Origin of the sequence: Xanthomonas sp. NCPPB 1068, assembly GCF_041479385.2 — a bacterium.
Taxonomy (GTDB): Bacteria; Pseudomonadota; Gammaproteobacteria; order Xanthomonadales; family Xanthomonadaceae; genus Xanthomonas; species Xanthomonas cannabis.
Genome location: NZ_CM192986.1, coordinates 931,886 through 950,212, shown reverse-complemented (window position 1 = coordinate 950,212; position 18,327 = coordinate 931,886). Strand labels below are relative to the sequence as shown.

11 protein-coding genes are annotated in these 18,327 nt (G+C 68.3%); 2 read left to right on the top strand and 9 right to left on the bottom strand.

Features of this window, described 5'->3' with window-relative positions:
• The first annotated feature begins 959 nt into the window (after window positions 1–959).
• The gene (locus ACCQ12_RS03925) at window positions 960–1,379 is read left to right on the top strand and encodes a post-PEP-CTERM-1 domain-containing protein (RefSeq protein WP_039408266.1); all 420 of its coding nucleotides are present in this window, start codon (window positions 960–962) and stop codon (window positions 1,377–1,379) included.
• The gene (locus ACCQ12_RS03920; RefSeq protein WP_047697664.1) at window positions 1,372–3,030 is read left to right on the top strand and encodes a PA domain-containing protein; all 1,659 of its coding nucleotides are present in this window, start codon (window positions 1,372–1,374) and stop codon (window positions 3,028–3,030) included. Before ACCQ12_RS03925 ends, ACCQ12_RS03920 begins: the two co-directional genes overlap by 8 nt.
• A 246-nt stretch (window positions 3,031–3,276) precedes the next feature.
• Here the strand turns inward: ACCQ12_RS03920 and ACCQ12_RS03915 are convergent, their stop codons facing one another.
• The 9 genes from ACCQ12_RS03915 to ACCQ12_RS03875 form a co-directional block, all read right to left on the bottom strand.
• Entirely contained in the window at window positions 3,277–7,788 is a 4,512-nt protein-coding gene (locus tag ACCQ12_RS03915) for a cellulose biosynthesis protein BcsC (RefSeq protein ID WP_372383000.1), read from the bottom strand.
• Complete coding sequence (gene bcsZ / locus ACCQ12_RS03910) at window positions 7,770–8,951, bottom strand: cellulose synthase complex periplasmic endoglucanase BcsZ (protein ID WP_372382999.1); 1,182 nt, start codon at window positions 8,949–8,951, stop codon at window positions 7,770–7,772. Before bcsZ ends, ACCQ12_RS03915 begins: the two co-directional genes overlap by 19 nt.
• The gene (gene bcsB / locus ACCQ12_RS03905; RefSeq protein ID WP_372383549.1) at window positions 8,948–11,311 is read right to left on the bottom strand and encodes a cellulose biosynthesis cyclic di-GMP-binding regulatory protein BcsB; all 2,364 of its coding nucleotides are present in this window, start codon (window positions 11,309–11,311) and stop codon (window positions 8,948–8,950) included. The genes bcsZ and bcsB overlap by 4 nt, the downstream gene beginning before the upstream one ends.
• Before the next feature lie 5 nt (window positions 11,312–11,316).
• Window positions 11,317–13,461, bottom strand: coding sequence for a UDP-forming cellulose synthase catalytic subunit (gene bcsA / locus ACCQ12_RS03900; RefSeq protein WP_372362316.1), 2,145 nt, complete (start codon window positions 13,459–13,461; stop codon window positions 11,317–11,319).
• A gap of 85 nt (window positions 13,462–13,546) precedes the next feature.
• Window positions 13,547–14,032, bottom strand: a complete 486-nt coding sequence (locus ACCQ12_RS03895; RefSeq protein ID WP_372382998.1) for a hypothetical protein — start codon at window positions 14,030–14,032, stop codon at window positions 13,547–13,549.
• A gap of 28 nt (window positions 14,033–14,060) precedes the next feature.
• Window positions 14,061–14,516 (bottom strand): cellulose biosynthesis protein BcsD, encoded by a 456-nt coding sequence (gene bcsD, locus ACCQ12_RS03890; protein ID WP_372382997.1) that lies wholly within the window; start codon window positions 14,514–14,516, stop codon window positions 14,061–14,063.
• 176 nt (window positions 14,517–14,692) lie between these two features.
• Complete coding sequence (pncB, locus tag ACCQ12_RS03885; RefSeq protein ID WP_372382996.1) at window positions 14,693–15,889, bottom strand: nicotinate phosphoribosyltransferase; 1,197 nt, start codon at window positions 15,887–15,889, stop codon at window positions 14,693–14,695.
• A 185-nt stretch (window positions 15,890–16,074) separates the two neighbouring features.
• Window positions 16,075–17,043 (bottom strand): glycoside hydrolase family 113, encoded by a 969-nt coding sequence (locus ACCQ12_RS03880; protein WP_372382995.1) that lies wholly within the window; start codon window positions 17,041–17,043, stop codon window positions 16,075–16,077.
• Window positions 17,025–18,320: a hypothetical protein gene (locus ACCQ12_RS03875; RefSeq protein WP_372383548.1), complete on the bottom strand. Its 1,296-nt coding sequence runs from the start codon at window positions 18,318–18,320 to the stop codon at window positions 17,025–17,027. The genes ACCQ12_RS03880 and ACCQ12_RS03875 overlap by 19 nt, the downstream gene beginning before the upstream one ends.
• Window positions 18,321–18,327: the final 7 nt, after the last annotated feature.

The following is an 18,327-nucleotide window of genomic DNA, read 5'->3' as shown; positions in this document are numbered from 1 at the left end:
CGCTTTTTATCGCTTAGCTCGTAGCTCGTAGCTCGTAGCGCTTAGCGCTTAGCGCTTAGCGCCAACACCAACACCAACACCAACACTTTTTAAGGGCACTTGCACGATTGTTAGCTTGAGACTTGATCGCTTTGCTCTTTGCTGCTTGCTCTTTGCTGCTTGCTCTTTGCTGCTTGCTCTTTGCTGCTTGCTCTTTGCTGTTGCTGTCTGCGTTCTGAAGCCTGCTTTCGCTTGTTAGCTCGTTGGTCAGTAGTTGTTTGCTGCTTGCTGTTTCCAGCCCACTGCCTCAATGCCGACGGTCTCGATGCAGCAGGACTGCAGGCCCCTCTCCTGCGGGAGAGGGGTTGGGGTGAGGTACGGGGCGAAGCCGCTCACGGCACCCGCCTGCACCAGGCTCGGCCCGTACCCTCATCCGCCCCTGCGGGGCACCTTCTCCCGACGGGAGAAGGGAGCCGTTGCGGATCCGTTGATGCGCCGGGTGCCCCCCTTTTCCGCCCTTGCTCCTCCCCCTTCTTCGCGTAGTCGAAGACAGCGCGCCGGCGGAGTTCGCGCCCCCTGCTCCGGCACCTTTCGCTCATCCGCCGGACCGTCTCGGAGCGCTCTCGGCGCCCTCTCAGAAAACCACACGCCGCAATCAGCCTGATCCGTAAAAGCGTCAGAGCCACCGCGCAGTGCCGGGCACCTGGGTGACACACGCGCATCTGGCCGGCCTTGGCGCCAAATTTCTGACCCGGCCCGCCCGGCAGTGCTTGCTGAATTTTTTGAAACCAGCAAAACACAAGCCGCAAGCTGACTTTTTCAGGCCGCGCCTTCGCTCCCAGAGCCTCGTCTGTCAAAAGATTGACACAGGTCACGGATTCATGATTCAGTCATGAACAGACTAAATCGGACGGATTCTCCCGAACACCGGTTGTTGCACGGCGTTCTTTCTCTGGTTGGACCCCAAGGAAACCCCAACAATGATGAGCTTTCGCAAGCCCGGATGGATGTTGTCCGGCCTCTTGTGCGTTGCCTGCCTGCCGGCTGTGGCCGGGGCGCAGGACGTCGCTGCCAGTTCCAAGGTCGGCATCGATCCGGTCACCGGCAAGTTGCGCCCACTGACCGATGCCGAAAGCGCAGCGCTGGATCAACAGGCCCAGCAGACCGGTGCGGCGTCCCGTCGTGCGACGACCGGCCCGACGCTGCCGCAGACCGAAGCGGCCGCCCGCGCCACCGAACGCCGCCTGCCCAACGGCACCGTGGCGCGCAAGTTGCCGGCCACGCAAATGAGTTCGTTGACCGCCACCCGCCAGGCAGATGGCCGTGTCGTGATCGAACACAGTGACGACGCCCAGACCCAACCCGCCCACGCCGAGCACGGAGCGCTGCCGCATGAATAAGCCCTTGTTGCTGTTGTCCCTGGCGGTGGGTGCGGCGCTCGCTCCGCTGCAGGCCTCGGCTGCCACCGTCACGCTGATCAATGGCGATGCCGGCACCGTGGTCGGCTTGAACGACCCGACCGCCGCCACGCCGCTGGGCGGCAATCCCGGGCGCTCGGTGGGCGAACAGCGCCGGATCGCCTACCAGTACGCGATGGACCTGTGGGGTGCGGTGCTGCAGAGCAACGTGGAGATCAAGGTCTATGCCTCGTTCGCGCGCCTCAACTGCACTGCCACCGGCGGCACGCTGGGCCAGGCCGGCCCGAACTGGATCGTCAACAATTTTCCCGGCGCCAAGCCGAACACGCTGTACCCGTCGGCGCTCGGCGATGCAATCGCCGGACAGGACCTGGTGCCCGACCCGGCCGATCCGGCCGATGTGTTCTCGCAGTTCAACGGCGACCTGGGCAAGGACGACTGCCTGGCCGGCTCCGGCTGGTACCTGGGTCTGGACGGCAAGACGCCGGAAGGCCAGATCAACTTCCTCAACGTGGTGATGCACGAGATCGGTCATGGCCTGGGTGCTGCCGGTTTCCTCAACAAGACCACCGGTGTGCTCGGCTCGGGCAGCGGCCTGACCGACGTGTACACCTCGCAGGCCTACGACAACGTGCAGAACAAGCGCTTCGACGACCCGGCCATGACCAATGCCCTGCGCGCCGAAGCGATGCGCACGCCGGGCCGCACGGTGTGGGCCGGGACCGGCGTCAATCGCGAGGCGGCGTTGATCCTGGACCCGCGTACCCTGCTGCGGGTGACCGCGCCCAGCGCTGCGGCGGGCAAGTTCGAGGTGGGCTTTGCGAGCTTCGGGCCGCTGGCCACCGCGCGCAACTTCCCGGCGCGTGCGGTCGTCACGGTCGATGACGGCGTTGCCGCCGCATCGAGCAGCGATGGCTGCGAAACGCCATTCGTCAATGCGGCAGCGGTAGCCGGCAAGGTGGCGTTGATCGACCGCGGCACCTGCGCCTTCGCCATCAAGGTCAAGAACGCCCAGCTCAATGGTGCCGTGGGCGTGATCGTGGCCAACAACGTCGCCGGCGTGCAGACCATGGGCAATGCCGCGCCACCGATCACCGACATCACCATTCCGGCGATCATGGTCTCGCAGGCCGACGGCGCACGCCTGAAGGGCAGCACCGCCGTGGTGGCCGGGCTGTACGAGGACCCGGAGTTGCTGCAGGGCACCGACACCGCCGGCCGCACGCGCCTGTACGCGCCCAGCGTGGTGGCCGGCGGGTCGACGTTCTCGCACTTCGACACCGATCTGCAGCCGAATGCGTTGATGGAGCCGTTCGACACACCGGAGGTGCAGGCACATCTGAACATCGACCTGACCCCGGCGATGTTTGCCGATATCGGCTGGACCTTGAACCGTGGCCTGACCCGGCTGGGCAGCTGCAATACGCTGGTGCCCACCGTGGAGCCGGGCGGCTTGATCGTCGGCGCCAACCTGACGGCCGAAAGCAGCCTGTGCAAGACGCAGAATGCAGGCAACCGCCTCGGCTACCTGACCTGCATGAACGACCACATCCGCGAGCTGGAAGACCAGGGTGCGATCAGCCGTGTGCAGCAGGCTGCCACGTTCGTCTGCGCGACCAAGGTGCGCCCGTAACCCAGGCGCATGTGGCTGGAGAAGATGCGAACGGCGCCGCGAGGCGCCGTTCGTTTATCCGCGATCAGAACGGCATTGCCTGCGGCATTGCGCGCCGATGCACGGCATTGATGGCAGGTCACCTCCGGGCCGCGATGCGATACGGCTGCGCGACGGCAACCGGTGCATGCTTCACTGATGCGCACACGCCCGGTTGCATGCCATCACAAGACGCCTGGCCTCACTCGCCGTACCTCGTTGCCTGACTCAGCGATCCGCAGCATATGGCGAGGTCAGCACCTGCGGTGCGCGGCCCAGCGCAGCGCCCAGGCGATCCATCACGAAGCGCAGATAGAGATTGCTGCTGAACTGGTTGTAGTCGCGTGCGTTGTTGAAGGTCATGCGCCCACCCAGGAACAACTGCGGGGCCACCTGCCATTCGGCGGCGCCACTGAGGTTGTAGGACACCCCGGTGCGGCTTTCGCCCGCGTACACCGGGTCGGTGTAACGGTCGACCAGACCGAGCAGCGCGGCCAGCGATGCGGCGTCGTAGGCGGCCTGCTGCAGGCCCGGGTCGGTAGGGAAGTACGGCGTGGGGTCGGTCTTGAAATGCTGCACGCCGATGCTGGCATCGAGCTTCCAGTTGACGCTCTGCCCCGCGCTGCGCCCGCTCCAGTGCACCGGGAAGCCGAGATCCAGATACTCCTGCGGGCTGAAGTAACCGCCGTGGCCGTAGGTGAAGCCGCTGAGGTTCTTGTCGTACTGCATGGCGGTCAGATTGACGCCGGCCGTGAGCGACTGATTCTGCGTTTCCAGCGCGTGCACGTAGAAACCGAGATCGGCCTGACGGTGGTCGTTGTCGGCCACGTGAGTGCCGGTCACCCGATGCGCGGCAAGATTGGCGTAGCCGCCGAGCAGGCCGTTGTCGGCGTTGGCCGACAGGGCGATGCCGTTGCTGGTCACCCCGCCCCACTCGCGACCACTGCGTGCATCCTGCGCGCCGGCGAACGAGAGCACGCTGTCGGTGACGGCGCGCCGCGATACATCGGCCGACCAGCCCGCCGCTTCGCCGAGTTCGCCGCGATAGCCAAGCCCGCCCACCACGTTCTGCTCCTGGAAGCCGATTGGCGTGCTGCCCACGTCGGCGCTGAACCCACCGTTGCGGTAGCGCACGCCGACGCCCACGCCGGTGTCGTCCTGGCTGAGCCGGCGCGCGCCGTTGCCGGTGGCGGCCATGCTGTTGAGGGTGGCCGCCAGCGCTGCGGGCGTCTGCTGCGCGGCGGCGCTGCTGCTGGCCAGCGCCTGCAGTGCGGCGCCATCGCCGGCGGCCAGTTGCGCGCTGATGGCGGTGTTGCCGAGGATGTCGCGTGCCAGCTGCGCGATCGACGTGTTGGACGCGTTGACGCTGAGCAGATACGCCGGCAACGGTTGATTGGCCAGGGCGGCCAGGGCGGCGGGTGTGCTGTTGTTGTTTTCGGTGAGCAGCTCGCCGAACAGGCCGGTACCCAAGGCATACCGGCGCAGGCGCTCGCGCGTGGCCGCGGTGTCGCCCTGGGTGGCAAGCAGTTGGTACACCGACGAGCTGACCAATGCATCGATCGGGCTGCGATCGGCGGCCAGCGCATCGTTCACTGCACTCTGCGGGCCGGCGCCAAAGCGGCTGGCGGTCGCGTAGTCGGTGGTCAGCGTGCCTGCATCGACCACGGTGGGTGTGAGCGTGACGCCGAGCTTGCCCTCGCCCACCGCGAACTCGGCCTGCAGCGGCATTTCGATGTCGTCCAGGCGGCCCAGGCCGTCTTCGCCATCGCGCGAACGGTACAGCGCGCCACCGGCCAGGTTGTCGCTGTTTTCCGATTGCACGGCGCGCAATTCGTCGAGCACGCTGTTGCCGCTGCTGGCCGGCAGCAGTGCCTGCGCCGCGGCGCTGCGCGGGCGCAGGTCGTCGGCCGGTGCCAGTGTCGGCGTGCTGCGTGCGGGCAGGCGCGAACGGCTAGGCGGCGCTGCGCTGTCGCTCACCGGCGGCGGCAGGGGATCGGCGCTGTTGCCGGCGTAGGCATACGCGTCGGCAGTCACAGGCGCGGGAACGGGCGCAGCGAAGCGGGCAGCGGCCGGTTGCGCGGGCAGCGGCGCCAACGCGGTCTGCGGATAGGCACTGCCGGCGTCCATGCGCTCGGACACCAGCGCCGGCGAGCGCGGCATGGCGCCGGTCATGCCGGAGAACGGATTGAGCGGGCGGCCGGAACTGGCCACTGCAGCCGGGCCGCGCGCGGCCGGCAGGCCGTTGTCGAGCTGCCCGGCCTGGCGTTGCTGCGCGGCCAACGCGGCGCGGAAATACTGCTCGGCCTTGCGGTTCTTGCCGGCGCTGCGATACACCCGGCCCGCAGCCGCCAGCACATCCGGCGACTGCGGTGCCTGCGCCAGTGCGCGTTGCAGATAGCCTTCGGCATTGCGCAGATCCGACTGCGCGGCCGCGCTGTTGGCGGCGGCGGTGAGCGTGTCCAGATCGTCGGGATGACGCTGCAGGATCTGCTGATAGATCGCCAGGGCCTGGCGCTGATCGCCGGAGGCCGCGTACAGGCGGGCCAACGCGGCCTGCGCATCGCGGTTGTCCGGCTGCTGCGCCAGGATCGGCGACAGCGCATCGTAGGCAGCTTCCAGATTGCCCAGCTCGCGCAACGCATCCACCTGACGCAGCGTGTAGGCGCTGCGCAGCGCCTGGGCGCGGCGCAGCTGCGCCGGCGTCATGGTGGTGGATTGCAGCTGGCGCAACACGGCCGACAGCTCGGCGTCCTGATGTGCGCGCAGCAGCACGTCTGCATATTGCAGGCGGTCTTCGGTGCGCGGATTGGCACCGGTGACCAGGCGCTGCGCCAGCACCAGCGCGCGCGGGGTGTTGCCGGCGTCGGCGTGCGCGCCGGCCAGGGCGGCCAGCAGTTGCGGGTCGTCGAGCTGGTTGCCGAGCGCGGTTTCGGTACGCGCGAGCAATTGCTGCGCCTCGCCCACCCGGCCCTGTTCCACCAGCAGGCGCGCCTGGCGTGCCTGCAGTTCGATCCAGGCGGTGGTGCGCAGCTGGGTCATCTCCGGCGTGCGCGCGGCGGCCGGGATGCGCTCCAGGCTGTCGTAGGCGCCCTGCCAGTCACCGCTTTCCTGGGCGAATAAGGCATTGGCATGCAGCGCTTCGGGTTGATCGGCATGCACGGCAAGCAGGCCGTCCATGACGCTGCGCGCCTGGTCGGGGCGACCGGCCTGCTGGTACAGACGCGCCAGATCCAGGCGGATCCAGGCATCGCCCGGGCGTTCGACCATGGCCGTTTCCAGCTCGGCCTGCGCGCTGACGACATCGCCGGCCTCCAGCGACTGGCGGGCGCGGGCGCGCTGCACGTTGGAACGCAACAGCGCCTGGCCGCCGGATTTGGCGCGTTCGGCCGCCGGCAGCCGATTGAACAGGTCGCTGGCTTCCTGCATGCGGCCCTGGCGGCTGTACAGCCCGACCAGGCCCTGCAAGGCGCCGGCGTTGTCGGCATCGCGCGACAGCGCCTTGCGATAACTGGCCTCGGCCGCGTCCGGGTCGGTGGCGGCCTGCAAGCCGCCCAGCGCCACGTGGCCGGCCGGTTCGTTGGGCAGCAACTGTACCGACTGCTCCACCAGCTGGCGTGCCTGGGCGATGTCGCCACGCGCACGCGCAGCTTCGGCCTGCTGCAGCTGCTGCCAGTAGCGGGCGCTGTCGAGTGCGCTTTTCCATTTGCCGTTGCTGGCCGCGGCCGGGCGCAGCAATTCCTGCGCTTCGGCAAAGCGCTGCTGACGCAGGCGCACCGAACCCAGCCCGCCCAGCGCTTCCGGGTCGCGTGCACGGGCACGCAGCACCTGGGTGAAGCGTTGTTCGGCCACGCTCAGATTGTTGGCGCTCAGCGCGCGAAAGCCCTCGCCCAGCCTGATGCCATTGGGGTCGGCCGGTGCCGCGGCCGCAGCAGCGCGCTGTTCGCGTAGCTGGCCGAGTTTGGCGGTGACTTCGGCATCGTTCGGGGTGCCGGCGAGAAAGGCCTGATACAGCGGCGCATCGGCACTGCTCGCATTGAGCCACAGCAGCGCCTGACGCCAACTGGTGCGCGCCGGGCCACCCACATCCGCACGCTGGGCCAGCGTGCGCAATTGCGCGATGCCGTCGCGGCGGGTGGGCTCGCGGTAGCTGAGCACCTGGGCCAGGGCCAGCTGCAGCGAAGGGTTGCCCGGTTCGCTGGCCTGCAGCGTGCGCAGCCCGTTGCGGGCGCGTTCCCAGCCGGTGGGCGTGCCGGCCAGCGATTGGTAGTACTCCAGCGCCAGGTTCGGCGGCGGCGGCTTGCCGGCGAACACGGCCTCGTAGCTGCGCGCCGCTTCCACGTAGCGCCCGGCCGCGGCGGCGCGGCGGGCGTTGCGCAGGTTGGGGTCTTCGCCAGCGGCGGCACTGCCGCGCGCGCCGATCGCCACGCGCAGGCGCTGGGCCTGCGGCGATTGCGGGTGGGCCGCGTCCAGTTGCTGCAGGCGTTTGCGCGCTTCGGACTGGCGCCCTTGCGCCAGATCGATCTGCGCCAGGCCGAGCAGGGCGTCGGGCTGGTCCGGGTCGATGCCGAGCAGCTTCTTCCAGGTATCGGCGGCCAGATCGTCGCGGCCCTGGTCGTGCCAGTAGTTGCCCTGCCCCACCAGTTGCTGGGTGGCGCTGGTCTGCGCCTGCGCCGGGCAGGCGAGCAGGCACAGGTCGAGCATGCCGGCGAGGTAGAGCGGCGTCAGGTGTTTGCGGAGCATGCAGGGGTTCTCCAGGCGGGCAGCAGGCGCCCGTCTGCGGCAAAGCGGTAGCGGTTCTCAAGCCAGCCCTGTCCGAACAGGGCCAGCGTGCGTTCGTAATACGGCAGCGCGGCGGCTGCGGGCTCGGCGGCCGCGGGGATGCGCTGCGCCTGCGCCTTGAGCAGTGCCGGCTGACCCCGCGCGCTCAGGTATGGCAGCAGCGCGGCGGAAAACCCGATCGGCAGCGTGCCGCTGCCCACGCCACGCGCGGTGTCGGTCTTTTCGGCAAAGCCGGTGCCGGCGGCGAGCAGGTCGGACGGGCCGGACAGGTCCTGCAACAAGCGCGCCCGCAGCGGCTCGCCGGCATCGAGCATGCCGGCCCACAGGTACACGCGAATGGCGTCGTAGCTGCCGAGGTTGCCGCGCTTGGGATCGGCACCGAAGGCCTGGCCGTCCCACACCGTCCAATCCGGCGCAACGCCGACCGGTGCACTCTCGCGCAGCACGCGCGCCGCGTTGCCGGCGATCGCCGCCCACGGGCCCTTGGGATCGGCATTGGCGCAACGGCGCAGCAGCTGGATCGGCAGATAGCTGGGATTGAGGGTCCAGCGGCCCGGCTCGACGAATCCGCTGCGGCCGGGCAACAGCATCGGCCCCAGCCCGGGCAGCGCAACCACTTCCTGCGCACGCATCAGCTGCAGGATCTGCTGGCCGGCCTTGACGTAGCCGGGGCGGCTCCACAGCCGGCCGGCTTCCAGCAGGGCGTAGGCAATCCACAGCTCGCCATCGCTGGCCGTGTTGGCATCGAGCACGCGCCAGATGCCGCTGTCGTCGCGGCCCCACAGCCAGGCCGGCAGGTTGAGGTCCGGACGCCCGCCGCACAGGTTGTGGCGGGTCCAGCCCAGCACCTTGTCGAACAGCACCTGGTCGTTGGCGACCAGGGCGAAGAACAGTGCGTACGACTGCCCTTCGGAGGTGGAGCGTTGATCGGCGTTGAGGAAATCCACCACCCGGCCATCGGGCTGGATGTGCCTGGACACGAAGGCATTCCACAGCGGCCAGCTGCCGCACTGCGCCGCTGCCGGCCTGGCGCCGGCCGGCAGCGCCGCGGCCAGGCCGGCCAGTGCGCCGGCACGCAGCAGGGAGCGGCGCGTCATCGTCGTGACGTGGGCACCGGTCTTCATGCGCTGCCGCCTTCGTTGAGGCGCTCGGCGGCGTGCCGGCGCAGCAGGACGCGCGCGGCCAGGGCCAGCAGCAGCGCCAGCAGCACCACGGTGAAGGCCAGCCACACCGGATGGTGCGAAAAGTACCAGCGCAGCCAGGTCGGCAGCGGCAGGTGGCCCACGTAATAGGTCTGGTTGCCGACCAAGCTGGTGACCTTCTTCTGCTGCAGCACCACCACGCTGCCCTGGAAGTCCTTGAGCAAGGTCGGGTCGAACCAGGCATCGAACAGGCGGCCCATGTTGGCGGGGTCTTCGGTCTGGAACGCGACCACGCTGCGACCGGATTTGAGCGGCGATTCGAAACCCATCAACAGCACGTCGTCGGGCTGCGGCTGCAATGCGATCTCGCTGGTGGTGGGCAGGTCGGTGCGGCGCGCATCGAAGGACAGGAAGCCGGGCAGTTTTTCGAACAGCCAGTCGGTCAGGCCGATGCGTCGGCTCTGCCCGTCCTGGCTCACCGGGAGCTGCGCGCGCCACTGCTTGAACAACGGCTGCGACTCGGCGCTGCCCAGCAGCAGCAGATCGCGGTCGGCGTGCTGCTGCACGGCGCTGGCGGCGATGATCTGCGCATGCAGCGCCGGGTAGCCGGTGGAGGCCCCGAAACGTCCGAGCAGGGTCAGCACGTTGCCCAGATCCTGGTCGCCCGGATTGTCGGGCAGCACGATCGCCGACTCGGACAGGTCGGCCAGGCGCGTGAACGGGTAGCCGGCATTGGCGAAGGCCGCCAGGTTGGGCATCGCCATGTAGTGATGGAAGCCGCTCAGGTCGATGGTGGAATCGGCATCGATCGCGCCCGACACATCAGGGAAGGAGTTCTTGCACGCCTCGCCTTGCGGGCGATCGAAGAAGAAGTGGAAACGCAGCTGGCTATTGGCCGAAAACGCGCCCACCGGCAGCGTCAGGTCCTGATGCACCGGCATGCTGCCGCGCGTGCCCAGGCTGTTCCACCAGCGCATCGGCGTGGATTCGGCGAACGGGCGCCCGGTCAGCGGCAGCGTGGTCACGAACGACCGGTTGATGCTGACATTGAGCGCGGACTTGTTGTCTGCCTCCGGCACCGTGTAGCGGTATTTCAACGCCACCGGAATGCCGTCGCGCTCCCACACGAACAGGTCCGGCGGCAGCTGCAGGCCGACCCGGATCAGGTCCGGGTGATAGCCGGTGACGTTGAGCGCGCCGGGCTGGCTGACCAGATCGCCGAAGCGTACCGGACGCTCGCTGGAGACCCACTTGGGAGCATCGTAGGGCTGGCGCGGCGCCGGCGCGGACAGCTCGCCGATACGCGCCACCGCACCACTCAACGGCGCATGCAGCGCCAGCGCCGTGGCCGCGCGTTGCAGGTCCTCGGTGTTGCGGCCTAGCACCAGCAACAACTTGCCGTTGGGATCGGTGGGGTTGACCACCACCGCTACCGTCGGGCCGCGGATATCGGCCACACCGCTGTCGGCGGTGGCGAACTGCGCAGGCAAGGTGTCGGGCGTGGCGAAGACCACCGCGTTGCCGGTCGCCGGCAGACTGGTGGTCGATGCCGGAAACACCGCGCCGCGATAGCCGGCCAGGGTGCCGAACCACGAGGCCACCGTGCCGGCCGCCTGCAGCGTGGCCAGGTCCGGTTGCTGCGGAAAGTAGAACGGCAGTTCCAGCCGGCGCGTGTCGCGCACATCGAAGAACGGCACCGGCAGCAACGCCAGGTTGTTGGCCAGCGCTAGCGGCGTGGTCGTCAGCGACAGGCTGGTGGCCGCATCCACATTCGCCCACAGGCTGCTGTGGTCCGGGTCTTCGCACTCGCGCGTGTAATGGCCGATCAACTGCAGGTTGAGCTGGTTGTAGTCGGTGATCAGGCGCGGGTCGATCGGCAGATCGGCCGAGAGCAACTTGCCGGCATTGGCCTTGTCGGCGGGCAAGGTCGCCACCGTCACGCCGTTGACGGTGACCTTGACGTGCGACAGGTCCGGCAACAACGACGGCGAGTAGCTGTATCGCAGATTGAGCGTGGCGGCGGTGACGATCTCGTCGCTGCGCACGCTGAAGGGCACGCCGGCACTGCCCTGCACACCACGCAAGGTGATTTCGTAGTCGATACCCAGATCGCGCAGCGAGGCCGCGCGCGTGCTGCCACCCGGCAGCGGCGCCAGTGCAGCAGGTGCCAGCGGCGCTGCGGTGGCGGTCAGTGCAGTGCTGCCGGCCGGTCCGTCGGTGGAGGTGGGCGCAGCCTGCTGCGCTTGCGCCAGGCCCGCCAGCAACGTCAGCGCGCAGGTCAACAGCGGCGGAGAAATTCGCATCAGTGGTTTCTTGGCAAGGGAAAGGGAAACACCAGGCATCACGCTCACGACTCCAGATCCACAGCACGTGCCGGGCGGAAGCCCTGGCGTGCGCTGTCGGCCATATGCCGGCCCAGGCGCCCGAACCCGCGCGCGCTGGCGGCCAGCACCTGGCCCATCGAACGCCAGAACGAATCGCGGTCGTGCTGGCCCCATTGCGACAGCCAGATGTCGGCGCGCGCAAAGGTCGATGCCACCAGCCAGCGTTCCTGTTCCATCGACATCGCGGTGAACTGGATGCTGACCTGGCCGTCGCGGTCCTGGCGCACCACCGCCGGCAAGGTTTGCTCCACACCGCGGTGACTGAGGCCGATCTGCACCGCCGACCCGGGCTCGATCGGCTGCGGCTGCGCGAGCTTGATCGCCATGCCGCCGGTGGAAAAATTCACCGAACGGCTCGGCAACACGCTGCCGTCGGGCAGATACAGGGTGACCGGGATATCCAACGGCACTCGATGCGCGCTGCGCACCTGGCGGGTCTCGCTGGCGGTGGCGATCGTGGCGCCCAGCAGCACCATGTTGTAGAGCGTCCAGGCCAGGTTGAACCAGATGGTCTGCTGCTCGCCGCTGCCGCCGACATACACCAGACGCAGCACGCCGGCCACCACACCGGCCAGGTTGAGCAGCAGCAGGAACAGATAGGGCTTGGCGATCTGCGCATCGAAATAACTACGCGCCACCAGCCCGCCCTTGGGGGTGACGTTGAACTTGCCCAGCTTGGGATTGAGCAAGGCCACCAGCGTCGGGCGGAAGATGTACCAGGCCAGCGTGGTCTCGTAGACCTCGTTCCACAGCAGGTGCCGAAAGCGGCTCTGCACGCGCAGGTTGGTCAGGTTGGCCTGCAGAAGGTGCGGCAACGCGTAGGCCAGGATCATCAGCGCCGACGCCTGGATCACGTGCGCACCGAAGAACAGATAGGCCAGCGGCGCCGTGAGATAGATGATGCGCGGCAGCCCGTAGAAAAAATGCAGCATCGCGTTGAGATAGCACAGCCGCTGCGACAGCTTGAGCCCGCGCCCCAGCAAGGGATTGTCGATGCGCGCAATCTGCGCCATGCCGCGCGCCCAGCGGATGCGCTGCGCCACATGCCCGGACAGGCTCTCCGTTGCCAGACCTGCGGCCTGCGGCACCGCCAGATACGCGGTGCGATAGCCGCGGCGCTGCAGCTTGAGCGCGGTGTGCGCATCTTCGGTGACGGTTTCCACCGCCACCCCACCGACTTCTTCCAGTGCGCTGCGCTTGATCACCGCGCACGAACCGCAGAAGAACGTGGCATTCCACTGGTCATTGCCATCCTGCAGCAACCCGTAGAACAGCTCGCCCTCGTTGGGCACCTTGCCGTGCGTGTCGAGGTTGCGCTCGAATGGATCGGGCGAGAAGAAATAGTGCGGCATCTGCACCAGTGCCAGCCCGGTGTCGCGCAGGAACCAGCCCATCGCCACCTGCAGAAAACTGCGGGTGGGAATGTGGTCGCAGTCGAAGATGGCCACATATTCGCCGCTGCACTTCTTCAATGCCGCATTGATGTTGCCGGCCTTGGCATGCGCGTTGTTGGTGCGGGTGACGTAGTTGATGCCGACCTCGGCGCAGAACTCGCGGAATTCGTCGCGGCGGCCGTCATCGAGCAGGTGGATGGTGATCTTGCCGGCCGGCCAATCGATCACGCTGGCGGCCAGCACGGTAGTACGCACCACCGACAGCGGCTCGTTGTAGGTGGGGATGAACACGTCCACGCTCGGCCACAGGCGCTGGTCGGCAGGCAGCGGTACCGGCTTGCGATCGAGCGGCCACAGCACCTGGAAGTAACCCAGTACCAGGATCACGAAGGCATACAGCTCGGCGCCGAGCAGGCCCAGCCCGAGGATGAAATCCCCTGCACTGCCCAGGCCCATGGTCTGGGTCATGCGCCACCAGATGTAGCGGCACGACACCGCCAGCGACATGCCCATCATCATCAGGACCACCACGCGCCCGCCGCGCTTGCGCACCGCCAGCGCCACGGCGAACAGCACCCCGGAGAACACCAGCTGCTGGGTGACGTCCATCGGCACGGCCACCACGAAGACCAGCAGCAGCGCGCCCAGCAGCCACAGCGCCCAGGTTGCCAGCGTGGGCAGCGGCGAGACGGAACGACGGTGGGCAACGGTCATCGGGCAATCCTGAAAAACATGGCAGACGTGCGGTACGGCACCGGATACGCGCGCTACGCGTGCCGGGCGTTAAGGGTGGCAGGCATCAACGCGAACGCAGGCGCTTGAGCGGGCTGTGCGCGTTGCTGCGGGCGTCGGCCTGCAGCAGGCGCTGGAACAGCTGCTCCAGTGGCGTCTGCGCAGGCCGCGGCGGCGATGGCAGGCCCCGCGGGCCGGGCTCGTCGAGCTGGCGCAGCTTGCGTAACGGTGCCAGCGCATCGCTGCGCTGCAGGCTTGCGGTCTGTTCCGCCGCCGCAGCTGCTTGCAGCACCGGTGACGGCGGCGCAGCAGGTGGCGTGCCGGCTACCGGTACAGCTGGCGACGCTGGCGCGGGCGGCGCCACCGCGTCGGTCGCATCCGGCACCGCTGCGCCAGCGACCGGCGCGCCGGCAGGCAGGCCGCCGGCTTTGCGCGGCGGCAACTGGGGATAGGCGAAATCCTGGTACCCCTGACTCGCCTGCGTCCCCAGACGTGCGAACAGGCCGGACACATCGTCGTGTCCCGGTGTGTTTCTGGTGTTCTTTGGCGCCATCACATTCTCCTTGTCCGATGACCGCTGTTCATGGCGTCCGCGCCAGCACCAACAGGCGCAGGTCCACGCTCTCTCCCGGCACGGCCTGTACGGACAGGCCCGCCAGCATCCCCAGTTGCTGGAACCAGCCTTCGTAGACGCCCTGCAGGAATCCGTCGCTCCAGGCGGCGCCATCCAGCGCCACGCCCAGCGGCGCACCGCCGTGCCGGATCTGCACATGGTCGGCGTGCTCGTCCATCGCGCACTGGCCCCAGTCGCAGCCGTCCCAGATCGCGTTGGCGGCCTGTTGCACCTCGGCCAGCGCGTTGCAGGGCGCCAACCTGTGCTCGCGCGCAAACCGACGGCCGATCCGCACCATCAACGTGGCCAGATCGTGCTCGGGCAACTCGGCGCCGAACTCCTCGGCCATGGCGCGGACGAAGCCCAGCCACTGCCGGGAGCAGGCACGCGCGCGGTACAGCGATAACGGGTCGAGTGCGGGCATCAACGGACTTCGCAAGATGGGACGTCATAAGCGACCGCCGCATCAAATGTGATGGCGGCGTGATGCCAATGTTAACGTCAGCCAACGTGCAAGCGCGATGGGGTTCTCATTTTTTTCTGGCGATTCCCCTACACCAGGGTGGGCTGTCCACCCTTCTCCCTGCCGGCCGGCGTCACCTAGTGACGCGCGGTGCCACTGTCGTCGGGCATCGGCGGCAGGCCGAACACATCGCGCAGGTAGCGCAGGTAGCCAACGTCCTCGCACATGCTCTTGCCGGGCGAGTCGCTGAGCTTGGCCACCGGTTGGCCGTTGCAGCGAACCATCTTGATCACGATCTGCAACGGGGTCGGTCCCAGGTCGTTGGTCAGGCTGGTGCCCACCCCGAAGGCCAGACGGCAGCGCGTGTGGAAGTGCTGGTACAGCTGCATCACCTTGTCGATATCGAGGCCGTCGCTGAACACCAGCACCTTGGTCCGGGGATCGATGCGGTGCGCCTCCAGGTGCGCGATCACCCGCTCGCCCCATTCGAACGGGTCGCCGGAATCGTGGCGCATGCCGTCGAACAGCTTGCAGAAGTACAGGTCGAAATCGCGCAGGAACGCATCCAGCCCCACCACATCCGACAACGCAATGCCAAGGTCGCCGCGGTATTCGCGCGCCCAGGACTCCAGCGCCGCCACCTGCGAATCGCGCAGCCGCGGCCCCAGCGCCTGAAATGCCTGCAGGTATTCGTGCGCCATCGTGCCCAGCGGGGTCAACCCGTAGTGCTTGGCGAAATACACGTTGCTGGTACCCACGAACTGCTCGCCCAGGCCATCGCGCAGCAGCGGCAGCAGCTCGCCGTGCCAGTGCCGCGAATAACGCCGCCGGGTGCCGTAATCGGCGATCTTGCAGCCGGCGGGCATGCTGCGCAGGCTGCTGACCTTGGCGCGCAGGCGGCTGCGGCCTTCCTCGAAATCCGGCTCGGAGGTGTTGCGAAACCACACCTCGTTGATGATCGCCAGCAGCGGTACTTCGAACAGGATGGTGTGCAGCCACGGGCCACGGATGGTCAGCTCGATCTCGCCCGGATGGGTGGTCGATGCCGACAGCTGCAGGTACTTGCGGTCCAGATGGAACAGCGCCAGGAAGTCGGCAAAGTCCGGCTTGATGAAGCGCAGGCTGCGCAGGTAATCCACTTCGTCCTCGCGCAGGCGCAGCCGGCACAGCGCATCGATCTCGCGCGATATTTCATCGATGAACTGCGCCAGGTTCACGCCAGGGGTGCGGCACTTGAAGCGGTACTCCACCTGCGCGGCCGGGTGCTGATGCAGCACCGCCTGCATCATGGTGAATTTGTACAGGTCGGTGTCGAGCAGCGAATGGATGATCATGCCGCCGGATTATGCCCGCAGCGGCGCTGGCGGGACGTGCAAGGCCGCCAACGCGCCGGCTGCCACGCGCACGCGCCCGGCGTGCCGACCATCGGCCGTTGCCGCCGCTGCCACAGGCAGCTACGCGCAAAGCCTCCCACTCGATCCACCGCCGCGCACGCCGTCCGCAGGCGCAGCTGGGCGCCTCAGCGCGCCAGCACCTGCTGGGCCGGCTTGCCTTGCACGGTGAAGTCGCTGTCGCCCGGGCCGCCGGCCTTAGGGTCGGTGTACCAGCACCACAGCGCAATCCCGTCGATGCCATGCGCCTGCAGCACCTTGCGCCATTGCTGCAGCACCTGCAGCTGCAGCTGCGTATCCACTGCGGCGGCACGTTGCTCCGGGCTTTCCCAGGGTGCGGCCAGGCTGCCACGTGCCGAGCGCAGGCCCAGCTCGGCCACCCACACCGGCTTGCCGACGCGCTGGCCCAGCTGCTGCAGGCGCTGCGCGGCGGCGTTCATTTCCGCCGTGCGGGCATCGCCCGCCTCGGACAGGCGCGGATACAGGCTGGTGCCGACCGCATCGAACAGCGACCAGTAACGGAAGCTCTCCGCATGCTCCATGCCATCGGCCACGTACAGCAGCTTGCCGTGGTAGACCTTGCGTACCGCGGCCACCAGCTCGGGCCAGTGCGGCGCGTCCTGCAGCTTGCGCAGTTCGGTGCCGACCACCAGCGCCTCGGCGTGTTCGTCTTCGGCCAATTGCGCCAGCGGCAGCAGCGCCCGTTGATACGCCGCAAACCAAGCGGCCTGATCGCCGGGCGCCACCTCGCCGGCCCAGTGGCCGGGTATCCAGACATGCACCTTGAGCGTGGGCTGCAAACCGGAACGCTGGCTCCGCCGCAACGCAGCGCGCATGGCCTCCAGGCTGCTGTCGCTGCCCAGGACCGGGTCACTGGAATGCGGCGTTGCCTGCCACACGAAGGCCACCAGCAACGCCTTGCTGGCACCGGTGCCGGCCAACGCATCCAGCGATTGCGCGGCGGCGGCGCTCTGCCACGGCGCATTGGCCGACACCTTGACGTTGGCGCCCATCCACATCGGCGCGGCTGCATTGCAGCCGTTGGCAAGCAGGCACACCGCCAGCACCGCCACGAGCGTCAGAACGCGCTTGAACATGCCGCAGACGTCTCGGTGGTCGACGCTGTCGTGCCCTGCACGCATGTGCTGCCCTGCAAACTTGCATTGCCAGTCTGCGGCTGCGCCACCGTCGCCGTGGCAGGGCCAGCCAGCCCCGCCGGTGCGCTCGCCACCGGTGCGGCCGCCGCGGTGAGCACGGCATCGTCCCCTAGCCGCGGCGTTGCAGGCACGGCTGCCGACGGCGTCGCTGTGGGCTTGACCGGCAGCGATACCGGCGCGGCGATGACGACCGCCTCACCCTGCAGCAGCGACTGCTCGTCGGCAGGCGCCGCACGCAGCCAGCTGCCCCAGCCCGGCGGCTGCACCCAGGCCGCACCTACCAGACCAAGCAGCAACAAACCGGCTGCCTGGGTGCGCTGGTCGGCCTGCAGCGCGCGCAGCAACAACGCCGCCGGCACCCACAGCAACAACAAGGCGTCGAACCCGGCCCAGCCGAACGCAAACGACAGTGCCGCCGCGCAGATCACCGTGCCGGCGCTGGCGATGACGCCGCGGGCCAGGGCACCACTGCGCGTGCGCACCACCAGCGCCAGCACCGGGAAGCAGACCACTGCGGCCACGCCCCAACGCACGGCCGGCAACCAGTCCTGCGCCTGGGCGGCCAGCGGCAATGGCAGCGGATCTGCGGCCTGGCCGATGCTCGACAGCGTCGGCCACGGCGCATTGAACACGGTCAGGTTGACGTAGGCCCACATGCCGACCAGGAACACGAACGGCAGATAGCACACCAGATAGAACGAGCCGGGCGCCTTGCGCAGCATCTGCGGCGGCATCACCAGCAGCAGCCACGGCGCCACCATCGTCGACAACGCCAGGGTCTGCAGATCCAGGCACAGCAGGATGCACAGCCACCCGGCGATGCGCAGGTAGGTGAACGCTTCCACCGGCGCCTGCAGGCGGCGCAGCGTGCGGCACAGGCCGTAGAACGCCAGCAGGCCCACCGCCTGGCTGCCGCCCGCCGCGATCGGCAGCAGGAACAGCGGGTTGCAGCCCACCAGCAGGGTCAGGCCGCTGGCCCAGCCACGCCCGAACACGCCGGCCAGATCGCGCCACAGCAGCGACAGGAACAACGCGTTGGCGGCGACCGCCAGGAACGGCCAGATCTGCAATGGCAGCTGCCAGTGGTGCAACGCCAGATCGACCGCCCAGGCAAGCACGCCGGACGCCGGCAACCCGACGCCCGGCGCACTCACCGGCGCGGCACCGCCCATCGACTGCACCAGCAACGGCTGGCTCAGCAACGACAGCGCCACCACCGCCACC

What these genes read in the sequence shown, in the direction of transcription:
- bcsA (WP_372362316.1), bottom strand. Translation starts at nt 13,461, where the DNA reads ATGACCGTTGCCCACCGTCGTTCCGTCTCGCCGCTGCCCACGCTGGCA.
- ACCQ12_RS03895 (WP_372382998.1), bottom strand. Translation starts at nt 14,032, where the DNA reads ATGGCGCCAAAGAACACCAGAAACACACCGGGACACGACGATGTGTCC.
- pncB (WP_372382996.1), bottom strand. Translation starts at nt 15,889, where the DNA reads ATGATCATCCATTCGCTGCTCGACACCGACCTGTACAAATTCACCATG.
- bcsD (WP_372382997.1), bottom strand. Translation starts at nt 14,516, where the DNA reads ATGCCCGCACTCGACCCGTTATCGCTGTACCGCGCGCGTGCCTGCTCC.
- ACCQ12_RS03920 (WP_047697664.1), top strand. Translation starts at nt 1,372, where the DNA reads ATGAATAAGCCCTTGTTGCTGTTGTCCCTGGCGGTGGGTGCGGCGCTC.
- ACCQ12_RS03925 (WP_039408266.1), top strand. Translation starts at nt 960, where the DNA reads ATGATGAGCTTTCGCAAGCCCGGATGGATGTTGTCCGGCCTCTTGTGC.
- bcsZ (WP_372382999.1), bottom strand. Translation starts at nt 8,951, where the DNA reads ATGAAGACCGGTGCCCACGTCACGACGATGACGCGCCGCTCCCTGCTG.
- bcsB (WP_372383549.1), bottom strand. Translation starts at nt 11,311, where the DNA reads ATGCCTGGTGTTTCCCTTTCCCTTGCCAAGAAACCACTGATGCGAATT.
- ACCQ12_RS03915 (WP_372383000.1), bottom strand. Translation starts at nt 7,788, where the DNA reads ATGCTCCGCAAACACCTGACGCCGCTCTACCTCGCCGGCATGCTCGAC.
- ACCQ12_RS03880 (WP_372382995.1), bottom strand. Translation starts at nt 17,043, where the DNA reads ATGTTCAAGCGCGTTCTGACGCTCGTGGCGGTGCTGGCGGTGTGCCTG.